Consider the following 17,735-nt stretch of genomic DNA (forward strand, 5'->3'; position numbering starts at 1 on the left):
TATATGCTAATAAAATACGGTTATTGTAAATTATGGTATAATTTAAGTAAAAAATAAAAGAAAGAGGAGATGTTAATTGAAGCTTAAATTAGTGGTATTTTCAATAATTGCAGCACTAATGCTTAGTTGCACAGGTATTTTAAGTGTTGCCGCAAATGAGCATACATACAGAAATGTGGCATATTTTACTTCATGGAGCGGCTATCAGAGAGCTGCAAAAGTGGGAGATATTAATCCTTCCTTGCTGACACATATTAATTTTGCATTTGCTGATTTATCTGCTGACGGAGAAATTACAGTTGGAGACCCGTGGATTGATACCCAAAAGCCCTATGGAGATGATACATGGGAAACAGGACTGAAGGGGCATTTCGGACAGTTGATAAAATTGAAACAACAACATCCTGATATAAAGACACTTATATCGGTAGGGGGCTGGACATGGTCAAAGAATTTCTCTGATGTAGCGGCTTCAGATACCTTAAGAAAGTCATGTGCCAGATCAGCAGTAGAATTTGTTGTAAAATACGGTTTCGATGGTGTAGATTTGGACTGGGAATACCCGGTACAAGGCGGTGACAACATACCCCACCGTGCAAACGATGGCGATAACTACATTTTACTTCTCAAAGAGCTTAGAACTGCACTGGATGCACAGGGAGAAAAAGACTCAAAAGAATATGTTTTGAGCATTGCAGGAGCTTCGGATGCTAATTTTATAGCAAATTGCAAGGTTGCGGAAATGATGAAGTTTCTGGATTACATAAATGTTATGACTTATGATTATCATGGTACATGGGATAAAGAAACCAACCACAATACACCCCTATACGCTGATTCAGGTAATCCCAGTGTAGCAGCTACCATTGAGAACTATATTGCAGCAGGAGTAAAACCCGCCGATTTAAATCTTGGTCTTGCTTTCTCAGGAAAAGGCTGGATTAACGTGAAGGACCCCGATGGTTCAGGGCTGTATAAAAGTGGAACGGCACCGTCATCGGCTGGGTATGGAAACGGTACATTTGAAGCAGCTGTATTTGATTTTTGGGATATTGCAGAAAACTATGTAGGGAAAAATAATTATGTTCGCTATTGGGATGGTGTTGCAAAAGTACCTTACTTATATAACGGCAGTACTTTTATTACATACGAAGATGAGGAATCAATCGGTTATAAAGCTGATTATGTAAAGAAAATGGAGCTTGGAGGTACTATGTTCTGGGAATTCTCTTATGACAAAAACTCAGTACTACAGAAGGTCGTTGCCAAGAGCCTCAATGTCAGTAAAATACCTGATACAGTTCTTTACTACGGAGACGTTAATGAAGACGGAGCATTAGATGCCATTGACTTTGCACTGTTAAAGTCTTTTATTCTGGGAAAAGGTACTTTGCAAAATATGGCCATTGCTGATGTCAATAACGATGGTAGTGTTGACGCACTTGACATTACAAATTTGAAAATGATTCTATTAGGAAAGGCTAATCCAAATCCATATTAAGGGCAAGGTAAGCTGGCATAATATAAACTGTCGCATAAGGGTAGTATAACCTTTATGCGACAGCAGATAATTAGTTATATAATAATTTTATTCAACCGGGAATTTTTCAATCTTGCCAAGAAGCTTTTGCTTCATATATGCAAAGTCCAAGGAATTAACTTCTCCATTGCCATCTACATCCGCCTTATTTAAGTCAATGGAGGTATTAAACAGCAAGTATGCTTTTAAAAGACCTAAATCAATAGCATCAAAATTTCCGTCTGAATTCAAATCTCCTGCCACTCCGTCTGAGGGTTCAGAGCCGTATAAATCTTTAGGCAGTTCATCCAGAGTTACTACATGCTCACTATTGTAAATAGTGTTCAGCAGTACAGGGTCATTATTTTTTGGGCTGGTAATAAAATCACCATACCATGGGCAGAAATAAAGCCACCAAGCCCCTTCGTTAACGATGTTCTGAATGTCAGGTATAACATCATTTTCAGTCATTGCCACCATCTTTGTATCTTTTGTATCATTTACAAGTGTCAGAAAGGCTGTTGTTGCAGCACTTGTTTTCCAAGTGTATGGTGAACCTTCGTATTTATCATAAGCAACGATATCAACATATTGGTCACCGGGATACCATTGTAGAGAATTTGCATATGTATAAAGGTTAACTTCCCATATTACATTGTGTATTCCATATTTTTCTGTCAGCGTTGTATAAAGCAGCTTCCAGAGTTCCTTGTAAACATCTGACCCCGCTGAACCCCACCAGAACCAAGCTCCGGAACCATCTGTGTTGTTATTTCCTTCGGCTTCATGGAAAGGTCGTAAAAGTACGGGCACTTTAGCATCCTGAAGAATAAGGAGCTGCTTTGCCAGTTCATCAACTGCCATCATCAGGTAAGCGTATTCCTTTGTTGTTTTATCCAGACAGTTGGCAGTTTTGAAGCTGGAAGTCGGCTTATAGGTACATTTAGTCCAATCCAGTTTCTCACCAAGCTTATAGCTTGTGAAATCTGCAGGTACATTGATATGCCAGGATGCAGTTGCGATACCGCCTTTTTCTTTTGTCCACTGTATCATACGTTCTGTTGTACCGTCTTCCCATCCGTACAGAGGGTTGTAGTTCATCATGTCAAAACCTCTGATTGCAGGATATTTGCCGGTCTTATCGTGTATATAATTAAATTCAAGTTCAAAATCTCCATTATTTCCGCCGCCATAAATTTCCTGCTGTCCGGAAATAACATGATTTCCATAAACACTTGTCAAATACTTCATGAGAGATTTTGTTTCAGGGGTCGCCTTTGAATCGCAGGGGGTTGGGTCTATATTCAAAGCAGGCATATTTGCATAGTCAAAGGATACTTTGTCGTACAATATGAAACCCCAGCTCCCTGATGTACCAATCTCAATCTTGGCTGTTCCAGCTTCAAGAAAGAAGAATCCAAAGCTATAATCCATCCAGCCTCCCTTGTTGGGAATAGCGAAGCTGCCTTTGGAGTCGCCGTTGATACTTATAGACTGAAGTCTGGATTCACCAAGACTTCCCAGATACATCCAACAGCGTGTTTTAAGTTCATACATAGCACTTTTAGGAACTGTAACCTCTAAAGTTATTGTTCCCGCATTGGATGCCCACACAAAGCCGTCGCCTGAATAACCGGGATATTCAGTTCCATAGACATTTGTGGCAACTGTAGCTCCGTTGCTGAGAGTGCAGGCCTCTGCTTCAACATTTACAGGTACTGAATGCGCAGCAGCCTGTACCTGAGCAGGAGCGGTTGTAAGGACGGTACATGACAGAGCGACCGCTGTAAGCATAGACATAGCTCTCCTTAAAATCTTTTTCATAAAAAACACTCCTTTTAAATAAATTTTTACTGTTACGATTAAAAAAAGAATAGTGTTATCAAGAATATTTGATGAAATGAATGTAATGAAGTACATATTTAGTTAAAATATAACATATTTTTAGTTTAATTTCAATTTTCGTTTTACTTAAATGTAAATAAATGTTGAAAAATTATATGATTAGGTAAGAGTTACTTATAGAAGTAAGTTGTGATAGAATATTGTTTGACTGTTAAAGAGAAAGCTGGAATTCTATTGTAAGCTTACCAACCACCGGGTGAAAGGATTTTGACATGAAAGCATTAATTTTGGATATGTACGGAGTAATTATTAAAGACCCGGAGGGAGGACTTTTACCATTTATTAACAGAACATTCCCCGATTTAAGCCGTGATGATGTATACAGGCATTGGATTAAAGCTAATGTTGGTGAATTATCTTCTTTTAACTTTTTCAGAGAGCTGGGATTTGAAGGTGATTTGAGTATAATTGAAAAAGAATATTTAGATACAATAGAAATTGACGAATCATTTTATGAATTTGCTCCCATTTTAAAGAAGCATTACAATTTAGCATTATTATCAAATGATTTAGGGGAATGGAGCAGATATTTACGAAATAAATTTAAAATAAATGATTATTTTGATGTTATAACTGTAAGCGGAGACTTAAAAATAAAAAAACCTGATGTAAAGATATTTATGCATACAATTGATAAACTTGGATGTTCGGCAACTGACTGCATATATGTTGATGACAGAAGGTTTAATTTGGCTGCCGCACAATCTCTTGGCATGGACTCCGTACTATTCAACAGCAGAAAGGTTCAGTACGAAGGAAAAACTGTTGTTAGTTTTAAAGAACTGACCAATTTGCTGATATAATTATAGTTTTAATCAATTTAGGTACATTACCATCAGCTTTTATTCGGAGACAGGGAAGGTTTCAGACTATTTTGTTTTTGTTGACATATATCCGTAATATTTTATATACTTTCTTTGTAATTAGAAATAATCTGTATTAAACGGAGTTGATAACTATTGGCAAGACCAACTAAGTGGAGGAAAATTGAAAATATTCCAACCATCCCATTTTTTATTCCTTCAGAAACGGACATTGCTGAAGTTCCTGAAAATATATTGAAACTGGAAGAACTTGAAGCTATAAGGTTAAAGGATTTAGAGGGATTGGAGCAAGGTGAATGTGCTGAGAAAATGGAGGTTTCACGGCCTACATTTCAAAGAATTCTGCTTGCTGCAAGAGAAAAGCTTGCTGACAGCCTTATTAATGGTAAAACCATACGCATTGAGGGAGGTAAATTTACCAGAAATATATGTCCTGTTAAATGCATGGATTGTGGTGGGGAATGGATGGAAAGCTATGAGAATCTTGAATCTATAAAAAACGGTGAATACACTTGTAATGTATGTGGCTCAAGGAATATTACTTGTAGTAGAAAATGTAAGCATAAATCTTGCAGAAGAAACTGCTGGCACCAAGGCAATGAGGCTGATTAACGTACAAATGAATTATTAAATAAAAGATCAGAAAGAATTTTTCTTTTTGATCTTTTTTTATTTTACGAATATATTGTTGACATATGCTCATAATAATACTAAAATTTAGGTTGTGGGCATAAGCTCATAATGAATATATTTAATAAGGAGTTATATAAATGAAAATCCATATCCTTACGGATAACAGAACAAGTAAAAGGGGTTTTCTGGCTGAACACGGCTTGTCTGTTTATATTGAACATAAGCAGACAAATATATTGTTTGATACGGGACAATCCAATGTTTATTGCAATAATGCGGTTAAAATGAACATTGATTTAAGAGAAACGGATTTTATTGTGCTAAGTCATGGGCATTATGATCACGGGGCTGGATTAGTTTATTTTCCGGAAATAAAAAAGAAAATTAATATATACGCTCATGAAGATTGTTTTATTAACCGTTATGCGATTAACCAAGATGGAGTAAGCTTCAGAGAAATCGGGATACCATGGAACCCGGATGACAGAGAAGCATTAAAAAGTAATATTGTGTTTACGCGTGAAACTTATCAACTTGCTCCTGACGTATATATTTGCGGAGAAATTCCAAGAACTCATGATTTTGAAGAGATACCTGAAGGATTCTTTGTGGGTGATGCAGACAATAAACATCAAGATATGATTAAGGATGAGCAAATGCTCGTTATTCGAACCAAAAAGGGACTATGTATATTTTTGGGGTGCAGTCATCCCGGAATTATTAATTGCTTAACCTACGTGCTAAAACTATTTCCGGGTGAGAAAATTGATACTGTTGTGGGAGGCATGCATTTAAATAGTGCGAGTCAGCTGAAAGTAGAAAAGACTGTACAGAGCTTGATAGATTTAAATATACGCCAAATCGTTCCACTTCACTGTACGGGGATTTATGCCATTGCGGAAATGAAGCGGATTATGGGCAGAGGATGTCTTCCCCTTTGTGCCGGAGATACAATTGAAATATAATCTAATATTTTCAGTCCGATTTATACATAAAAATTTTTAGAAAGGAGTTTTATAATGTCAAAAAAGCAAGCAAATATGAAATCCTGTATTCAACCGATGCCAAAGGTACTTGTCTCATGCAGAGGCCTGAACAATGAAAACAATGCTCTTGCAGTTGCATATTGCGGAAATTGCAGCTATGATCCTCCCATGGTTATGGTAGGTATCGTACCAACCCGTTACTCCTATCAAATGATTAAGGAATCAGGATGCTTTGTTGTAAACCTTGTAGACGCAAACTACAAGGAAGCCTTTGATTATCTGGGTAACAATAGCAAAAGGGATGGGGATAAGCTTTCCGCTATGAATGTAAAACTTGAAGAAGGTAAAAAGGTAAATGCTCCCATCCTTAGTGACTGTCCTGTAAATATTGAATGTACAATTGTTGATTCAATTGTTACCGGCTCACATGAGATTTTTATCGGAAAAGTAAAGTATGTTCATGCTCAAAAAGAACTTGTTGATGAAAAAGGTAATATTGATTTTTCAAAAATCAAATTCGTATAGTTCCAGCGAATAAATAGTAGAAAATATGAGCAAGGAAATTAATCTATATGGTGAAAGTTATCTGTCTCATATATTGGGGAGACTTTCCATTTATCCTGAAAAGGGCATATTTGCAGATTAAGAGTATAATTAAATAATGCTTTGGAAGTAATTAACAGCGTTTTACTATAAAGAAGGAGGAATGAACAATGAAGATTGTTATACCCGCAGAAACTAAAAATAAAGATATTCCGGTTTGTCCGTCATTTGGACGTACGCCATATTTTGCACTTTATGATACAGAAAATGGTAAGTATGAATTTCTGGATAATACAGCCACCGCGAGTCAAGGAGGAGCAGGGATTAAAGCTGCTCAGTTGCTGGTGGACAATGAAGCAAAAGTACTAATCACTTACCGTTGTGGTGAAAATGCCGCAGATGTACTTAATGCAGCTAAAATTAAAATTCTTAAAGCTCAGGATGGAACTGTTCAAGAGAATATTGCTAAGTATAACGAAGGAAAGCTGGCCGGATTAACTGAAATTCATCCGGGATTTCATAACCACGGAGGTAATCAAAGTTGAAAATTGCTGTACTCAGTGGCAAGGGTGGAACCGGAAAAACTTTTGTGTCGGTTAATCTTGCCTGTGCTGCTGAATCGGCAGCACAGTCCAATTTGAATTCAGTATATGTAGATTGTGATGTGGAAGAGCCAAACGGCAACCTGTTTCTAAAGCCGACTAATATAAAAAAAAGTGGTGTTAATGTGACAGTCCCGGTTGTTGATAATACTAAATGTACAGGGTGCAGAAAATGTTCTGATTTTTGTAAGTATAACGCTCTTGCTTACGTTAAGGACAGACTATTGATTTTTAATGAAGTGTGCCATTCCTGTGGAGGTTGTATAATATTTTGTCCTCAAAAAGCTTTAAAGGAAAGGCAAAGGGAAATAGGGGTTATTGAAGAGGGCATATCAGGTAAAACAACAGTGTTTTCAGGTAATCTCAACACAGGTGAAGTTTCGGGAGTTCCAATAATAAAAGAGTTACTCCCAAAATTGCCTGATAACGGAAGTGTTATTATTGATTGTCCTCCTGGCAGTGCCTGTACCGTTATGGAAAGTATCCGACAGGTTGATTATTGCTTGTTGGTTGCAGAACCGACACTTTTTGGAGTTCATAATCTTTCAATGGTCTATGAGCTTTTTAAGCTTTTAAAGAAACCATTTGGAGTAGTTTTGAACAAATGTCTTGCTGATGAAGAAAATCCTTCTGAGCAATTCTGCAAAGAAAACCGGATTACAATTATCGAAAAGATTCCTTATGACAAGGAAATTGGCAGACTGAATTCCCAGGGATTGGTAGCCGTACGTGAAAACGGAACATATAAAGAACTGTTTGAAAGAATTCTTGATAAACTGGTGAAGGAGAGCCTGCAATGAAACAACTTCTTATTCTTAGCGGAAAAGGTGGAACAGGAAAGACAACTGTAGCAAGCGCATTTATAAAGCTTAGCAACTGTAAGTCTTTTGCAGACTGTGATGTGGACGCTCCTAATCTTCATCTGGTAATGTCGGAAAATATGGAACCGGTAATAAATGATTTTTACGGTTTTCAAAAAGCCTTTATAGATAATTCAAAATGTATAAACTGCGGTTTATGTGAAGAAAATTGCCATTTTGGTGCCATAAGAAATTTTGAAGTTTCCGTATACGAATGTGAAGGCTGCGGGGTCTGTTGTGAAATTTGTCCGCAAAATGCCGTTTCAATGACAGAGTATGCTTCGGGAAGCCTGAAACTGTACAAAAGTCAAAATAAAGTATTTTCAACTGCAAAACTGAAAATGGGAAGTGGTGCTTCAGGAAAACTGGTAACAGCAGTCAAAAAGCAGCTTTTAAAAGAGGCACATAACAGTGAATTGGTTATAATCGACGGCTCTCCGGGTATAGGTTGCCCGGTTATAGCGTCCATAAGCGGTGCAAATCTGGTATTAATAGTGACTGAACCCACTGTTTCGGGTATCCATGACATGAAAAGGATTATAAAAACAGCAAAACAGTTTGGTACTGCCTGCATAGTGTGTATTAACAAATTTGATGTAGAGATGGATAATACAAAAAAAATCGAAGCTTATTGTAATGAAATACAAATACCTGTTGTAGGACGAATTCCGTTCGATAACACTGTAATAAAAGCAGTTAATAATTTTAAAAGTATTGATGAATATCAGGACAGCAAGGCTGCCAAAGCAATCAAAACAATTTGGAATACAATCTATGAAAATTATTTATTGTCAAAATAAATATATATAAACATTATAAATTAAAAAAGGAGAGAAATATTTATGAAAGTAGCAGTTGCCAGCGAAGGAAAAATGGTAACCGAACATTTCGGACATTGTGAGGGATTCACTCTTTTTGAAGTACAAGATAATCAGATTAGCCGTAAGGAGTTTATTCCAAATCCTGGACACAGGCCGGGGTTTTTGCCGAATTTCTTAAATGACAAAGGTGTAAATGTTATTATTTCCGGCGGAATGGGTGGAGGAGCAATTGAGATATTTAACGAAAAGGGTATCGAGGTTATAACCGGAGCATCAGGAGATGCTGAAACAGTTGTGCAAAATTACTTACAGGGCAGCCTGAAATCTACAGGATCAGTTTGTCATGAACATCAGCATGCCGATGAATGCGGACATTAATGATTATCCTGCAGATTAAAAGACGAAGCAGATGGCTGCTATTAATAATAAAAACAGCCATCTGCTCTTTATTTAAGCTATAAATAAATGATATAATGTAATAAAATGTAAATACAAATAAGGAGATTGTTTTCATGTTGAGGGCTGAAAAGATAGATGATTTAACAAAGGAAGAATTATTTGAATTGAACAAAATATATGCCAAAAATTGGCTTGCACATGACGGGCTTTGGTTCCAGGCCATAGAAAACAAGTATGGAATGGATATGGCAATAGATATGGATAGGGAGGCATGGAGAAGGTTTACGGTAATTGAAGCAAGGCGGTTGATTGAGTTCTTAAATCTTGGAAAAAATTCTGGTATAGCCGGGTTAAAAAAGGCTCTTTCATTCAGGCTTTATTCTTCTCTTAATGAGGATGAAATTACTCTTGAAGAGGGGAACGTACTGGTTTACCGGGTAAAAACCTGTAGAGTTCAGCATGCAAGGAAGAAGAAGGGGTTGTCATATTTCCCGTGCAAATCCGTTGGTATTGTTGAATACAGTCTTTTTGCCAAAACCATCGATGAGCGCTTTGAAACAGAAGTTGTAAGCTGTCATCCTGACATTGCGGATACAGAATACAATTGCGTATGGAAATTTATATTAAAAAACAAGTAAAAAAATTTTAGATACATAGAAAAGGTATATTATGAATAAATCAATAGTTTTTATGTTCTCCGGACAAGGCTCACAATACTATAATATGGGAAAAGAATTGTTCCTCAACAATCCCCTATTTAAAGAATGGATGCTTAAACTCGACGATATTTATTACAACTTGTCCGGGAGTTCCGTAATAGATAAAATGTATTACAATAACGACAATAAGGAGCAGTTTGACAATATATTATATACACATCCCGCTATTTTTATGATAGAGTACTCACTTGCACAGGTTCTTCTGCATAATAGTATATACCCTGAATATGTTTTGGGCTCAAGCCTTGGTGAGTTTGCAGCGTGTGCCGTTTCAGGTGTTATGGATTTCACGGAAGCAATGGAATGCATTTACCAACAGGCACAAATAGTCAAGGAAAAATGTTGTGAAGGAAGAATGCTGGCAATATTAAATAACTATAGTTCATTCCATGATGTTTCTGTCTTACATAATAATTCTGAACTGGCTTCCGTAAATTTTGAATCACATTTTGTAGTTTCAGGCAAAACAGAGTCTATATCTGAGATTCAGAATTATTTAAAAGAAAATAGATGTGCACATCAGTTATTACCTGTAAAATATGCTTTTCATTCTTCCTTGATTGAAGCGGCAGCATCAGACTATAAGCAATTTTTAAGGCACAGAGTTTTTAAAAACCCTCAAGTTAAATATGTTTCATGTAGTTGCGAAAAAAACACTTCGCCATGTGATACGGAATTTTTGTGGAATGTTGTACGTTACCCAATGGACATCAGAAGCTCTGTTTTAAATATAGAGAATAAGGAGGATTTAATTTACATAGATCTTGGTCCAATGGGAACCTTTGGAAATTTCATAAAGTACAATATAGGTACTAAATACAAGTCGCAAATTTTCACAATAGTTACACCGTTCAGCAATGATAACAAAAATTTGGAGGACAAAACTTTAAAAGTATTAAAGGACATGGATGTTTGATTAAGTTAATCTTTTGAGTTTTCCATTTCTTCAAGAATTTTTAGTACTGTATTTTTATCAGTTTTTTGAGGGATATAGGTGTATAAAGAGCCATCCTTATTAATAAAAAATGTGGTGGGATATCCTGAAACTCTATAGGTACGTGAAACAGCACCATCTGTATCCATCAGAACGTTGAGACTGATATTATTTGAAGTTAGATATTCCTTAACTTTTTCTTCGGTTTCTTGAACATCCACTGCCAGAATTACGGCATTATTGTCTTTGACTAACTCTTTATTAAGCTCATTAAAATCCGGCATTTCCATTAAACAGTATTTACACCAGACTGCCCAAAAATTCAGAATAACTTTTTTTCCTTTATAATCAGAGAGTTTTACGGTTTTACCATTAATGTCCTTTAAATTAAAATCAGGAGCCATTAATTTACTGCTCTGAGCAGATTGACTTTGTTGAGAGTCTTCTTGGGGCTGTATTATATACTTATTATCAATTTTAGTTTTTGAGTAAAAGGTGTACGCTGCTGCTATTATTGCAACTGCAACTATACTCCATATAACAATTGTGAGCTTCTTATTCATAAACTTTTCCTCCGTTAATATACTTTTATGTACCAAAGAAATTAAAATATTTTAAGCTGCCTGTAAACACCAGAACACCTGCTATAATAAGAAGTGCTCCCGAAACAATATTTATTGTCCTGCTATGTTCCTGTATTTTCTTGAAAGCACCTTTTACCTTCTCAAATATAATTGAAGTAAGGATAAACGGAATACCAAGTCCGATAGAAAAACAGAGAAGTAAAAGTATTCCTTCAAAAATAGTTTTAGAGTTACTTGCAAGTGCAAGGGCAGAGCCTAAAAAGGAACTCAGGCAGGGGGACCAGCCAAAAGCAAAAACTATACCGAATATAACTGAAGTAATAAATTTAAGACTTTTAAATTGATAATTAATTCTTTTATCCATGTTAATAATGCCTATTTTGAGTATACCTATAAAGTTCAGACCAAATACAATCATTACAGCACCGCTTATCTTTTCCAATAAGCTTCTGTGATTAGAAAGAAAATGGCCAAGAGTGGTTGCTGATGCACCAAGTAGCGTAAAAATCAATGAAAAACCTATAACAAACCCAATAGAATTAATAAATAATTTGCTCTTGGAATTTACGTTTTGCTCAGTTTCACCGGCAAGGTAGATAAAATATATAGGAAGCATGGGTAGTAGACAAGGCGAAATAAAGGTTAAAATTCCCTCTGTAAATGTTAGAAAATAATAAATAGGAGACAGTTAATATCACCTTCCTTTAGTAAAATTTCTTTTTAATATATACCCAATATAAGTGTATACTAAACAAATTAAAACAATTAATAATAAAACAGCAACAAATTATTCAGAATAAGGAAGATAAACAGTTACAGTTGTACCTTCTTCAAGACTGCTTTGCATCGTTACATTGCCCCCATGAAGTTGAATGAGGTGTTTTGCAATTGAAAGTCCAAGACCTGTGCCATTGCTTTCTCTTGACTTATCTGTCTTGTAAAAGCGTTCCCATACATATGGAAGTTCTTCTTCAGATATTCCATACCCTTTATCGGCAATTTTTATTTCAAGGGTACCTTTTACAGCAATTTCAATACTGATTTTTGTTTTTTCAGGAGAGTATTTTATAGCATTATCAATAAAAATAGTAAATAATTGCCTTAACCTGTCATAATCACCCAATACAGGAGGTACAGCTTCGATAGGTGAATACTCTATAGATATTTGCTTTTTTACAGCAATTGTCTGCATACTTTTAGTTACATCAGACAGCAAGCTTGGAATATGAACTTTTTCTTCATTGACCGAAATTTTACCGGATTGAAGCCGGGAAAGCTCAAGAAGGTCACCAACCAGCCTTTGAAGAATTTTGGTTTCGGATAGTATTCTGCTGTAGTAACGTTCAATGTCTTCTTTTTTCTCTATAGCACCGTCGTTGAGAGCTTCAATTGAGCCTTTGATTACTGTAAGCGGAGTACGGAATTCATGTGAAACATTTGCTATAAAATCCTTTCGAAGCTGTTCTAGTCGCTCGCTTTCACTAATGTCTTGAACTAAAACTACACAACCTGTAACATTTTCATTATTATCAATAATAGGTGAAAGTGTAAATTTGAGTTTTTTATTTACCCAAGTCTTAATAATCTGACATGATTTCTTTTCATTAATAACTGTAGTAAGCAAGGAGTTAATTTCCAAAGCATCAAAATCTCTTACCAATAGTTCTGATTTGTATGGTTGTGAACGGTTCATTATATCGGAAAGTGCATTATTATAGTTTAATGGTTTAAGCTCAAGGTCAAAAGCTACAAGACCCTCAGATATGCTTGAAATAATATCACTCATTTTACCTTTTTCCTGAAAAAGCTGGTTAATTGTATAGCTTAATTTTGAAGCTAAAAGATCAAGAGAGCCTCCGAGCTGACCAAGCTCATCTTTACTGCGTATTCCTGTCCTGACTGAATAATTTCCATTAGTCATTTCTATGGCAATTGAATTCATAGTTTTCAGAGGACGTGTAAAAAGGAGGGAGTAGAAGAGTCCAAGTGCTATAGCAAGGAATAAAGCTATAGCTATACTTACTGACAGAATACTTACTGCCTTATTAAGCGTTGGTGTTATACCTGTAATCGGGGCATGAAGAAACACCGACCCTGTTACGGTATTATTAGTGTCAAAAACAGGTACTCCTACTGTTAAGGTAGTTTCTTTGTAAACACTACTAAAACTTTGACTGACAGAGTCTTTCCCGGATAATACTTCATGAATAACTTTTTTTGCTTCATCGGGAATGGGTTCTGAATTGAACTTTTTTCCCATACCCATACCCATTCCCATACCGGAAAAGACGGCAGGATTACCCACACTGTCAGTAATCCATACATCAGCCTCCGTCATGGTATCAAGAAAGCGTATTAATCCTCCAAAACCATGCATTTGACCATTGCTTAAAGTATTCTCAGCTATTAAATCAGATATATTATGAGCTTTTTCAAGCATTGTTTTTTCTTTTGTGTCAAATGTATACTGCCTGAACATATGAATAAAAAAAACGCCGATTACCAGCATAGATATAAATACTATTACTACAAAACCTATGGTTAGCTTAAATGCAAGAGTTTTCTTAAACATGCTTCACCTCAAATTTGTAACCGACACCCCATATTGTTTTTATATCCCAGGATATTTTATCTGAAATATCTATTTTGGCTCTCAGGCGCTTAATATGAGTATCCACAGTACGTGCGTCTCCAAAGTACTCATAACCCCATACACTGTCAAGCAGGTTATCTCTTGAAAAAACCTTCCCCGGATTTGTTGCCAAAAGCCACAGAATTTCTATTTCCTTCTTTGTAAGATTAACCGGGGAACCATTTACCTTTACTTCGTATTCTGCTATGTTGATTTCAAGTCCGGGATGCTGTGTAACTTTCTTATTATCTTCATTTGAATTATCTACACGCCTTAATATAGCCCTGATTCGTGCCATAACCTCACCTGGACTGAAGGGCTTTACGATATAGTCGTCAGCTCCTATATCAAGTCCCATAATTCTGTCTGAATCTTCACCCTTTGCAGTAATCATAATTATCGGAACATTTGATTTCTGACGAATTTCACGGCAAACTTCAAACCCATCCTTTTTTGGCATCATAACATCAAGCAGTAATAATAATGGATGATATTTGCTGAAAATATCTATAGCTTCAAGTCCGTCATGTGCCAGCAATGGCATAAAACCCTCTTTTTCAGCGTATGTTTTTAGTATGTCCAGAATCCCTTCATTATCGTCAGCTATAAGAATGTATTTGTCCAGATTATATCCCTCCGTTTCAAGCTTATTATATCATGAGGTATAAAGTTGTTTGTGTCAAAACTGTGTTATTGCCACAATTATTTCGAACTTTTGTCAAAGTTTTGCCACAATTATTTATTACAATGTGTACATAAAGTTATTGATAAACTTATTTTAAAAGGAGAGTGTTTGATATGAAAAACTTAAAAAAACTTGTAGCAGTATCCTTATCAGTATTAGTTATTGGAGCAGCAGGAATGGTTTATGCTGCTGATTTAAAAACTCCTGCGGAGGTTGCCGCTGCTTTGACAGGAAAAAGTGTAAACGAGATATATGTTGAAAGAGAGGGAGGAAAGACATACGGAACTATAGCAAATGAAGCAGGAAAATTGGATGAATTTAAAACTGAACTTTTGAAGCAGAAGAAGGCTATTCTGGATGAGAAAGTTAAAAATGGACAAATTACTCAGCAACAAGCCGATGAAATATATAATAACATAAAAAATAATCAGGCAGCCTGTGATGGAACAGGAAGTGGAAGAATAGGAAGAAAAAATGGTATGGGCTTTGGAATGGGAATAGGCCGCGGAGGAAACGGTCTGGGCTGTGGAATAAGGTAATATATCAAGAAATACTTCTCTACAAAAAATGTTAGTTTATGAGGGCGGCTTCTATAATCTTATCATGATATAGAAGCCATCTCTATTTCACAAGAACTATTATTAATTAAATATAACACAAACTCAATAAAGTGTTAATATTAACCCTTTATAATTATAAGCATTAGAGGAATTGATTAATATCAATATAAGGGGGTATTGCAATGAGTGGACTAAAAGGAATACTATACGTTGCAGACTTAAATACACTTTTAATCTTTAATAATTCAATCAGATGTAAAGTTCTGGATATAATAATGCCTAGGATAACTCATTTAGGCAGTGCTGCTGCCACAATTTCTACTTGCTTGTTGATTGCCATAATGGGGAATGGAGAAATCAGAAATATGGGAATTCAGGCATTAGTTGCCTTAGCATTAAGTCACTTATTTGTACAGCTGCTAAAAAATAGTGTTTGTCGGTTAAGACCCAAGGATGTTTTAGTAAATATTAATACTTTTGATGTAGCTTTGGATTATTATTCCTTCCCATCGGGGCACACTACGGCAGCATTTGCTATTGCTACAACACTGGCATTGAACCTTCCTGTACTGGCAGCAATTTGTTTTCCCATTGCTTTTATAATTGCCATTTCAAGACTCTATTTAGGTGTACACTATCCTTCGGATGTACTTGCAGGAATGGCAATTGCCATATTATCCTCAGTAGTTCTACAGCTGATAATTAACCACTAACACAATTCAAGCAGTTAACAAAATAGCCTTTATTGGACACAAATATACCTTGATAAGACGAAAATGAAGTTATTCCATTGACTACAATATGAGGATATGTAATTATAAAGCAGATAAGTTAGAATAATCTAACTTATCTGCTTTTGTTTTTAGGGGTTGACTGTGAGTTAGGAGGTTGAAAATATAAATGATAAAAGACAATAAAGCTGTAAGTGATATTGAAGAGTACGAAAAGTTAGAAGGCTGGGAGCAAATTACTCTGGGTCAGCAGTTGAGTAACTGGGCTCAGAATTACTCTGATAGAATTGCATTTGTAGAAAACTCTTCTGAAATAACCTATGAGGAGCTAAACAAAAGAGTTGACGATTTGGCCTTTGGTCTGTTGGAAATTGGTATAAAAAAAGGTGATAGAGTTATTCTTCAACTGCCAAATAGAATTTCATTTGCAGAAACATTTTTTGCTTTGGTCAGAATAGGAGCAATACCAATAATGGCATTACCGGCGCACCGTGAAAATGAGCTTGATGGTATATGTCAGGCAGGAGCACCAACTGCATACATAATTCCGGAAAAATATATGAAATACGAATATGAAAAATTAGCTGACTTGCTCAAAGAAAAGCATAGCTTTTTAAAGTACATAATTGTTGATGGTTATTCAGACAGCTACTATATGCTAAAAAATATTAGGGGTGAAAAGAGGGAGTTTCCTAAAGTGGATTGTAATGACACTGCACTCTTGTTGCTTTCGGGAGGTACTACAGGGATACCCAAATTAATACCCAGAACACATGCTGACTATGCTTATAATGCAAAAATGGCAGCAATAAGAAGCGGTTTCAATAAAAATACGGTAAATCTTGCAATATTGCCTGTTTCACACAATTTTCCACTGGCAAATCCCGGTATATTGGGAGCTATGACTTTTGGCGGAAAGACCATTATGTGTAGTACAACCAGTCCCGATGAAGTATTTCCTTTAATTGAAGAGTTTGGAGCTACCTGTATGTCTCTTGTTCCTGCGCTTGTGACTTTGTATATGGAGACACTGGAATGGGATAAGGAGAATGATATTTCCAGCCTCCAAGTTGTTCAGGTAGGAGGAGCAATGTTTGAGGAAAGCCTGGCACGAAATGTGATTTCAGTTATGGACTGTAAACTTCAGCAAGTGTTTGGAACAGCAGAAGGAATTGTTTGCATGACAAAACTTGAGGATGATGAAGACACTATTTGCACTTGTCAGGGAACTCCTATTTCAGAAGCTGATGTTCTGAAAATTGTCAATGCGGAGGGTAAGGAGGTACCAACAGGTGAATACGGTGAGCTGATTATGAAAGGGCCTTATACAATTAAAGGCTATTACAAGGCACCAGAGCAAAATAAGCTCAGTTTTACTGCTGACGGTTACTATAAAACTGGTGACAAAGCCAGATTTACAAAAGCCGGAATGCTTCAAATGGCCGGTCGCATAAAGGAACAAATAAACAGAGCAGGGGAGAAAATTACTCCGGCTGAGATTGAAAAATATTTATGTAAACATCCTCGAATAAAGGAGGCTGCTGTGGTTGGAATATCTGACAAGGAATTAGGCAACAGAAGCTGTGCTTTTATTATAACGGAGGATACGGAAATCAGCTTAGCAGAAATTCACACATTTTTGTCTGAGCTTGGTCTGGCTCGCTACAAAATACCTGACCAATTAGAAAGAATTGAAGGCTGGCCGCTAACTAATATGGGTAAAATCGACAAACAGAAGTTGGTGCTGTCAGCTGAAAAGGCAAAAGGCCTGTAATCAACCTTGAAAAGGAAAGAGAGG

At 36.2% G+C, this 17,735-nt stretch carries 19 protein-coding genes; 14 read left to right on the forward strand and 5 right to left on the reverse strand.

The genetic code is table 11. The annotated features are described in order from the left end of the window. Positions 1–76 precede the first annotated feature (76 nt). A complete protein-coding gene (locus P0092_RS10975) occupies positions 77–1,501 on the forward strand; it encodes a glycosyl hydrolase family 18 protein (protein ID WP_004619525.1) in 1,425 nt (474 codons plus the stop codon). A gap of 87 nt (positions 1,502–1,588) precedes the next feature. Here the strand turns inward: P0092_RS10975 and P0092_RS10980 are convergent, their stop codons facing one another. Beyond that, complete coding sequence (locus tag P0092_RS10980) at positions 1,589–3,343, reverse strand: glycosyl hydrolase (protein ID WP_004619524.1); 1,755 nt, start codon at positions 3,341–3,343, stop codon at positions 1,589–1,591. Positions 3,344–3,636: 293 nt separating this feature from the next. Between P0092_RS10980 and P0092_RS10985 the strand changes: the two genes are divergently transcribed. From P0092_RS10985 to P0092_RS11030, 10 genes are all read left to right on the forward strand, one after another. Then, complete coding sequence (locus tag P0092_RS10985; protein ID WP_004619522.1) at positions 3,637–4,227, forward strand: HAD family hydrolase; 591 nt, start codon at positions 3,637–3,639, stop codon at positions 4,225–4,227. Positions 4,228–4,383: 156 nt separating this feature from the next. Beyond that, positions 4,384–4,860, forward strand: a complete 477-nt coding sequence (locus P0092_RS10990; protein WP_004619520.1) for a DUF134 domain-containing protein — start codon at positions 4,384–4,386, stop codon at positions 4,858–4,860. 158 nt (positions 4,861–5,018) lie between these two features. Next, positions 5,019–5,846 carry an MBL fold metallo-hydrolase gene (locus P0092_RS10995; protein ID WP_004619518.1) on the forward strand — a complete coding sequence of 276 codons (828 nt, stop codon included), beginning with the start codon at positions 5,019–5,021 and terminating at the stop codon, positions 5,844–5,846. 54 nt (positions 5,847–5,900) lie between these two features. Beyond that, positions 5,901–6,392: a flavin reductase family protein gene (locus P0092_RS11000; protein ID WP_004619516.1), complete on the forward strand. Its 492-nt coding sequence runs from the start codon at positions 5,901–5,903 to the stop codon at positions 6,390–6,392. A gap of 188 nt (positions 6,393–6,580) precedes the next feature. After that, a complete protein-coding gene (locus P0092_RS11005; RefSeq protein WP_004619513.1) occupies positions 6,581–6,955 on the forward strand; it encodes a NifB/NifX family molybdenum-iron cluster-binding protein in 375 nt (124 codons plus the stop codon). Further along, positions 6,952–7,812: a nucleotide-binding protein gene (locus tag P0092_RS11010; protein WP_004619512.1), complete on the forward strand. Its 861-nt coding sequence runs from the start codon at positions 6,952–6,954 to the stop codon at positions 7,810–7,812. The genes P0092_RS11005 and P0092_RS11010 overlap by 4 nt, the downstream gene beginning before the upstream one ends. Then, positions 7,809–8,672, forward strand: a complete 864-nt coding sequence (locus P0092_RS11015; RefSeq protein ID WP_004619509.1) for an ATP-binding protein — start codon at positions 7,809–7,811, stop codon at positions 8,670–8,672. The genes P0092_RS11010 and P0092_RS11015 overlap by 4 nt, the downstream gene beginning before the upstream one ends. A 42-nt stretch (positions 8,673–8,714) precedes the next feature. Then, on the forward strand, positions 8,715–9,071 hold the full coding sequence (locus P0092_RS11020; RefSeq protein ID WP_004619507.1) for a NifB/NifX family molybdenum-iron cluster-binding protein: 357 nt from the start codon (positions 8,715–8,717) through the stop codon (positions 9,069–9,071). Positions 9,072–9,205: 134 nt separating this feature from the next. Further along, positions 9,206–9,730, forward strand: a complete 525-nt coding sequence (locus tag P0092_RS11025; protein WP_004619505.1) for a DUF6125 family protein — start codon at positions 9,206–9,208, stop codon at positions 9,728–9,730. Between the two features lie 31 nt (positions 9,731–9,761). Beyond that, positions 9,762–10,727 (forward strand): acyltransferase domain-containing protein, encoded by a 966-nt coding sequence (locus P0092_RS11030; protein WP_004619503.1) that lies wholly within the window; start codon positions 9,762–9,764, stop codon positions 10,725–10,727. Between the two features lie 5 nt (positions 10,728–10,732). On the opposite strand, the gene P0092_RS11035 is transcribed toward P0092_RS11030, so the two are convergent. From P0092_RS11035 to P0092_RS11050, 4 genes are all read right to left on the reverse strand, one after another. Continuing rightward, positions 10,733–11,308: a peroxiredoxin family protein gene (locus P0092_RS11035; protein WP_004619501.1), complete on the reverse strand. Its 576-nt coding sequence runs from the start codon at positions 11,306–11,308 to the stop codon at positions 10,733–10,735. Positions 11,309–11,333: 25 nt separating this feature from the next. Continuing rightward, complete coding sequence (locus tag P0092_RS11040) at positions 11,334–12,017, reverse strand: cytochrome c biogenesis CcdA family protein (protein ID WP_276187229.1); 684 nt, start codon at positions 12,015–12,017, stop codon at positions 11,334–11,336. Positions 12,018–12,116: 99 nt separating this feature from the next. Beyond that, a complete protein-coding gene (locus tag P0092_RS11045; RefSeq protein WP_004619498.1) occupies positions 12,117–13,901 on the reverse strand; it encodes a sensor histidine kinase in 1,785 nt (594 codons plus the stop codon). Next, entirely contained in the window at positions 13,894–14,586 is a 693-nt protein-coding gene (locus P0092_RS11050; protein WP_004619497.1) for a response regulator transcription factor, read from the reverse strand. The genes P0092_RS11045 and P0092_RS11050 overlap by 8 nt, the downstream gene beginning before the upstream one ends. A gap of 173 nt (positions 14,587–14,759) precedes the next feature. On the opposite strand from P0092_RS11050, the gene P0092_RS11055 reads away from it, so the two are divergent. The 3 genes from P0092_RS11055 to P0092_RS11065 all read left to right on the forward strand — a co-directional run bounded on the left by P0092_RS11055 (position 14,760) and on the right by P0092_RS11065 (position 17,711). Next, a complete protein-coding gene (locus P0092_RS11055; RefSeq protein ID WP_004619494.1) occupies positions 14,760–15,185 on the forward strand; it encodes a hypothetical protein in 426 nt (141 codons plus the stop codon). A 203-nt stretch (positions 15,186–15,388) separates the two neighbouring features. Then, a complete protein-coding gene (locus P0092_RS11060; RefSeq protein WP_004619493.1) occupies positions 15,389–15,919 on the forward strand; it encodes a phosphatase PAP2 family protein in 531 nt (176 codons plus the stop codon). Between the two features lie 187 nt (positions 15,920–16,106). Beyond that, positions 16,107–17,711 carry a (2,3-dihydroxybenzoyl)adenylate synthase gene (locus P0092_RS11065; protein WP_004619490.1) on the forward strand — a complete coding sequence of 535 codons (1,605 nt, stop codon included), beginning with the start codon at positions 16,107–16,109 and terminating at the stop codon, positions 17,709–17,711. Positions 17,712–17,735: the final 24 nt, after the last annotated feature.

The organism is Ruminiclostridium papyrosolvens DSM 2782, from assembly GCF_029318685.1.
Taxonomy (GTDB): Bacteria; Bacillota; Clostridia; order Acetivibrionales; family DSM-1351; genus Ruminiclostridium; species Ruminiclostridium papyrosolvens.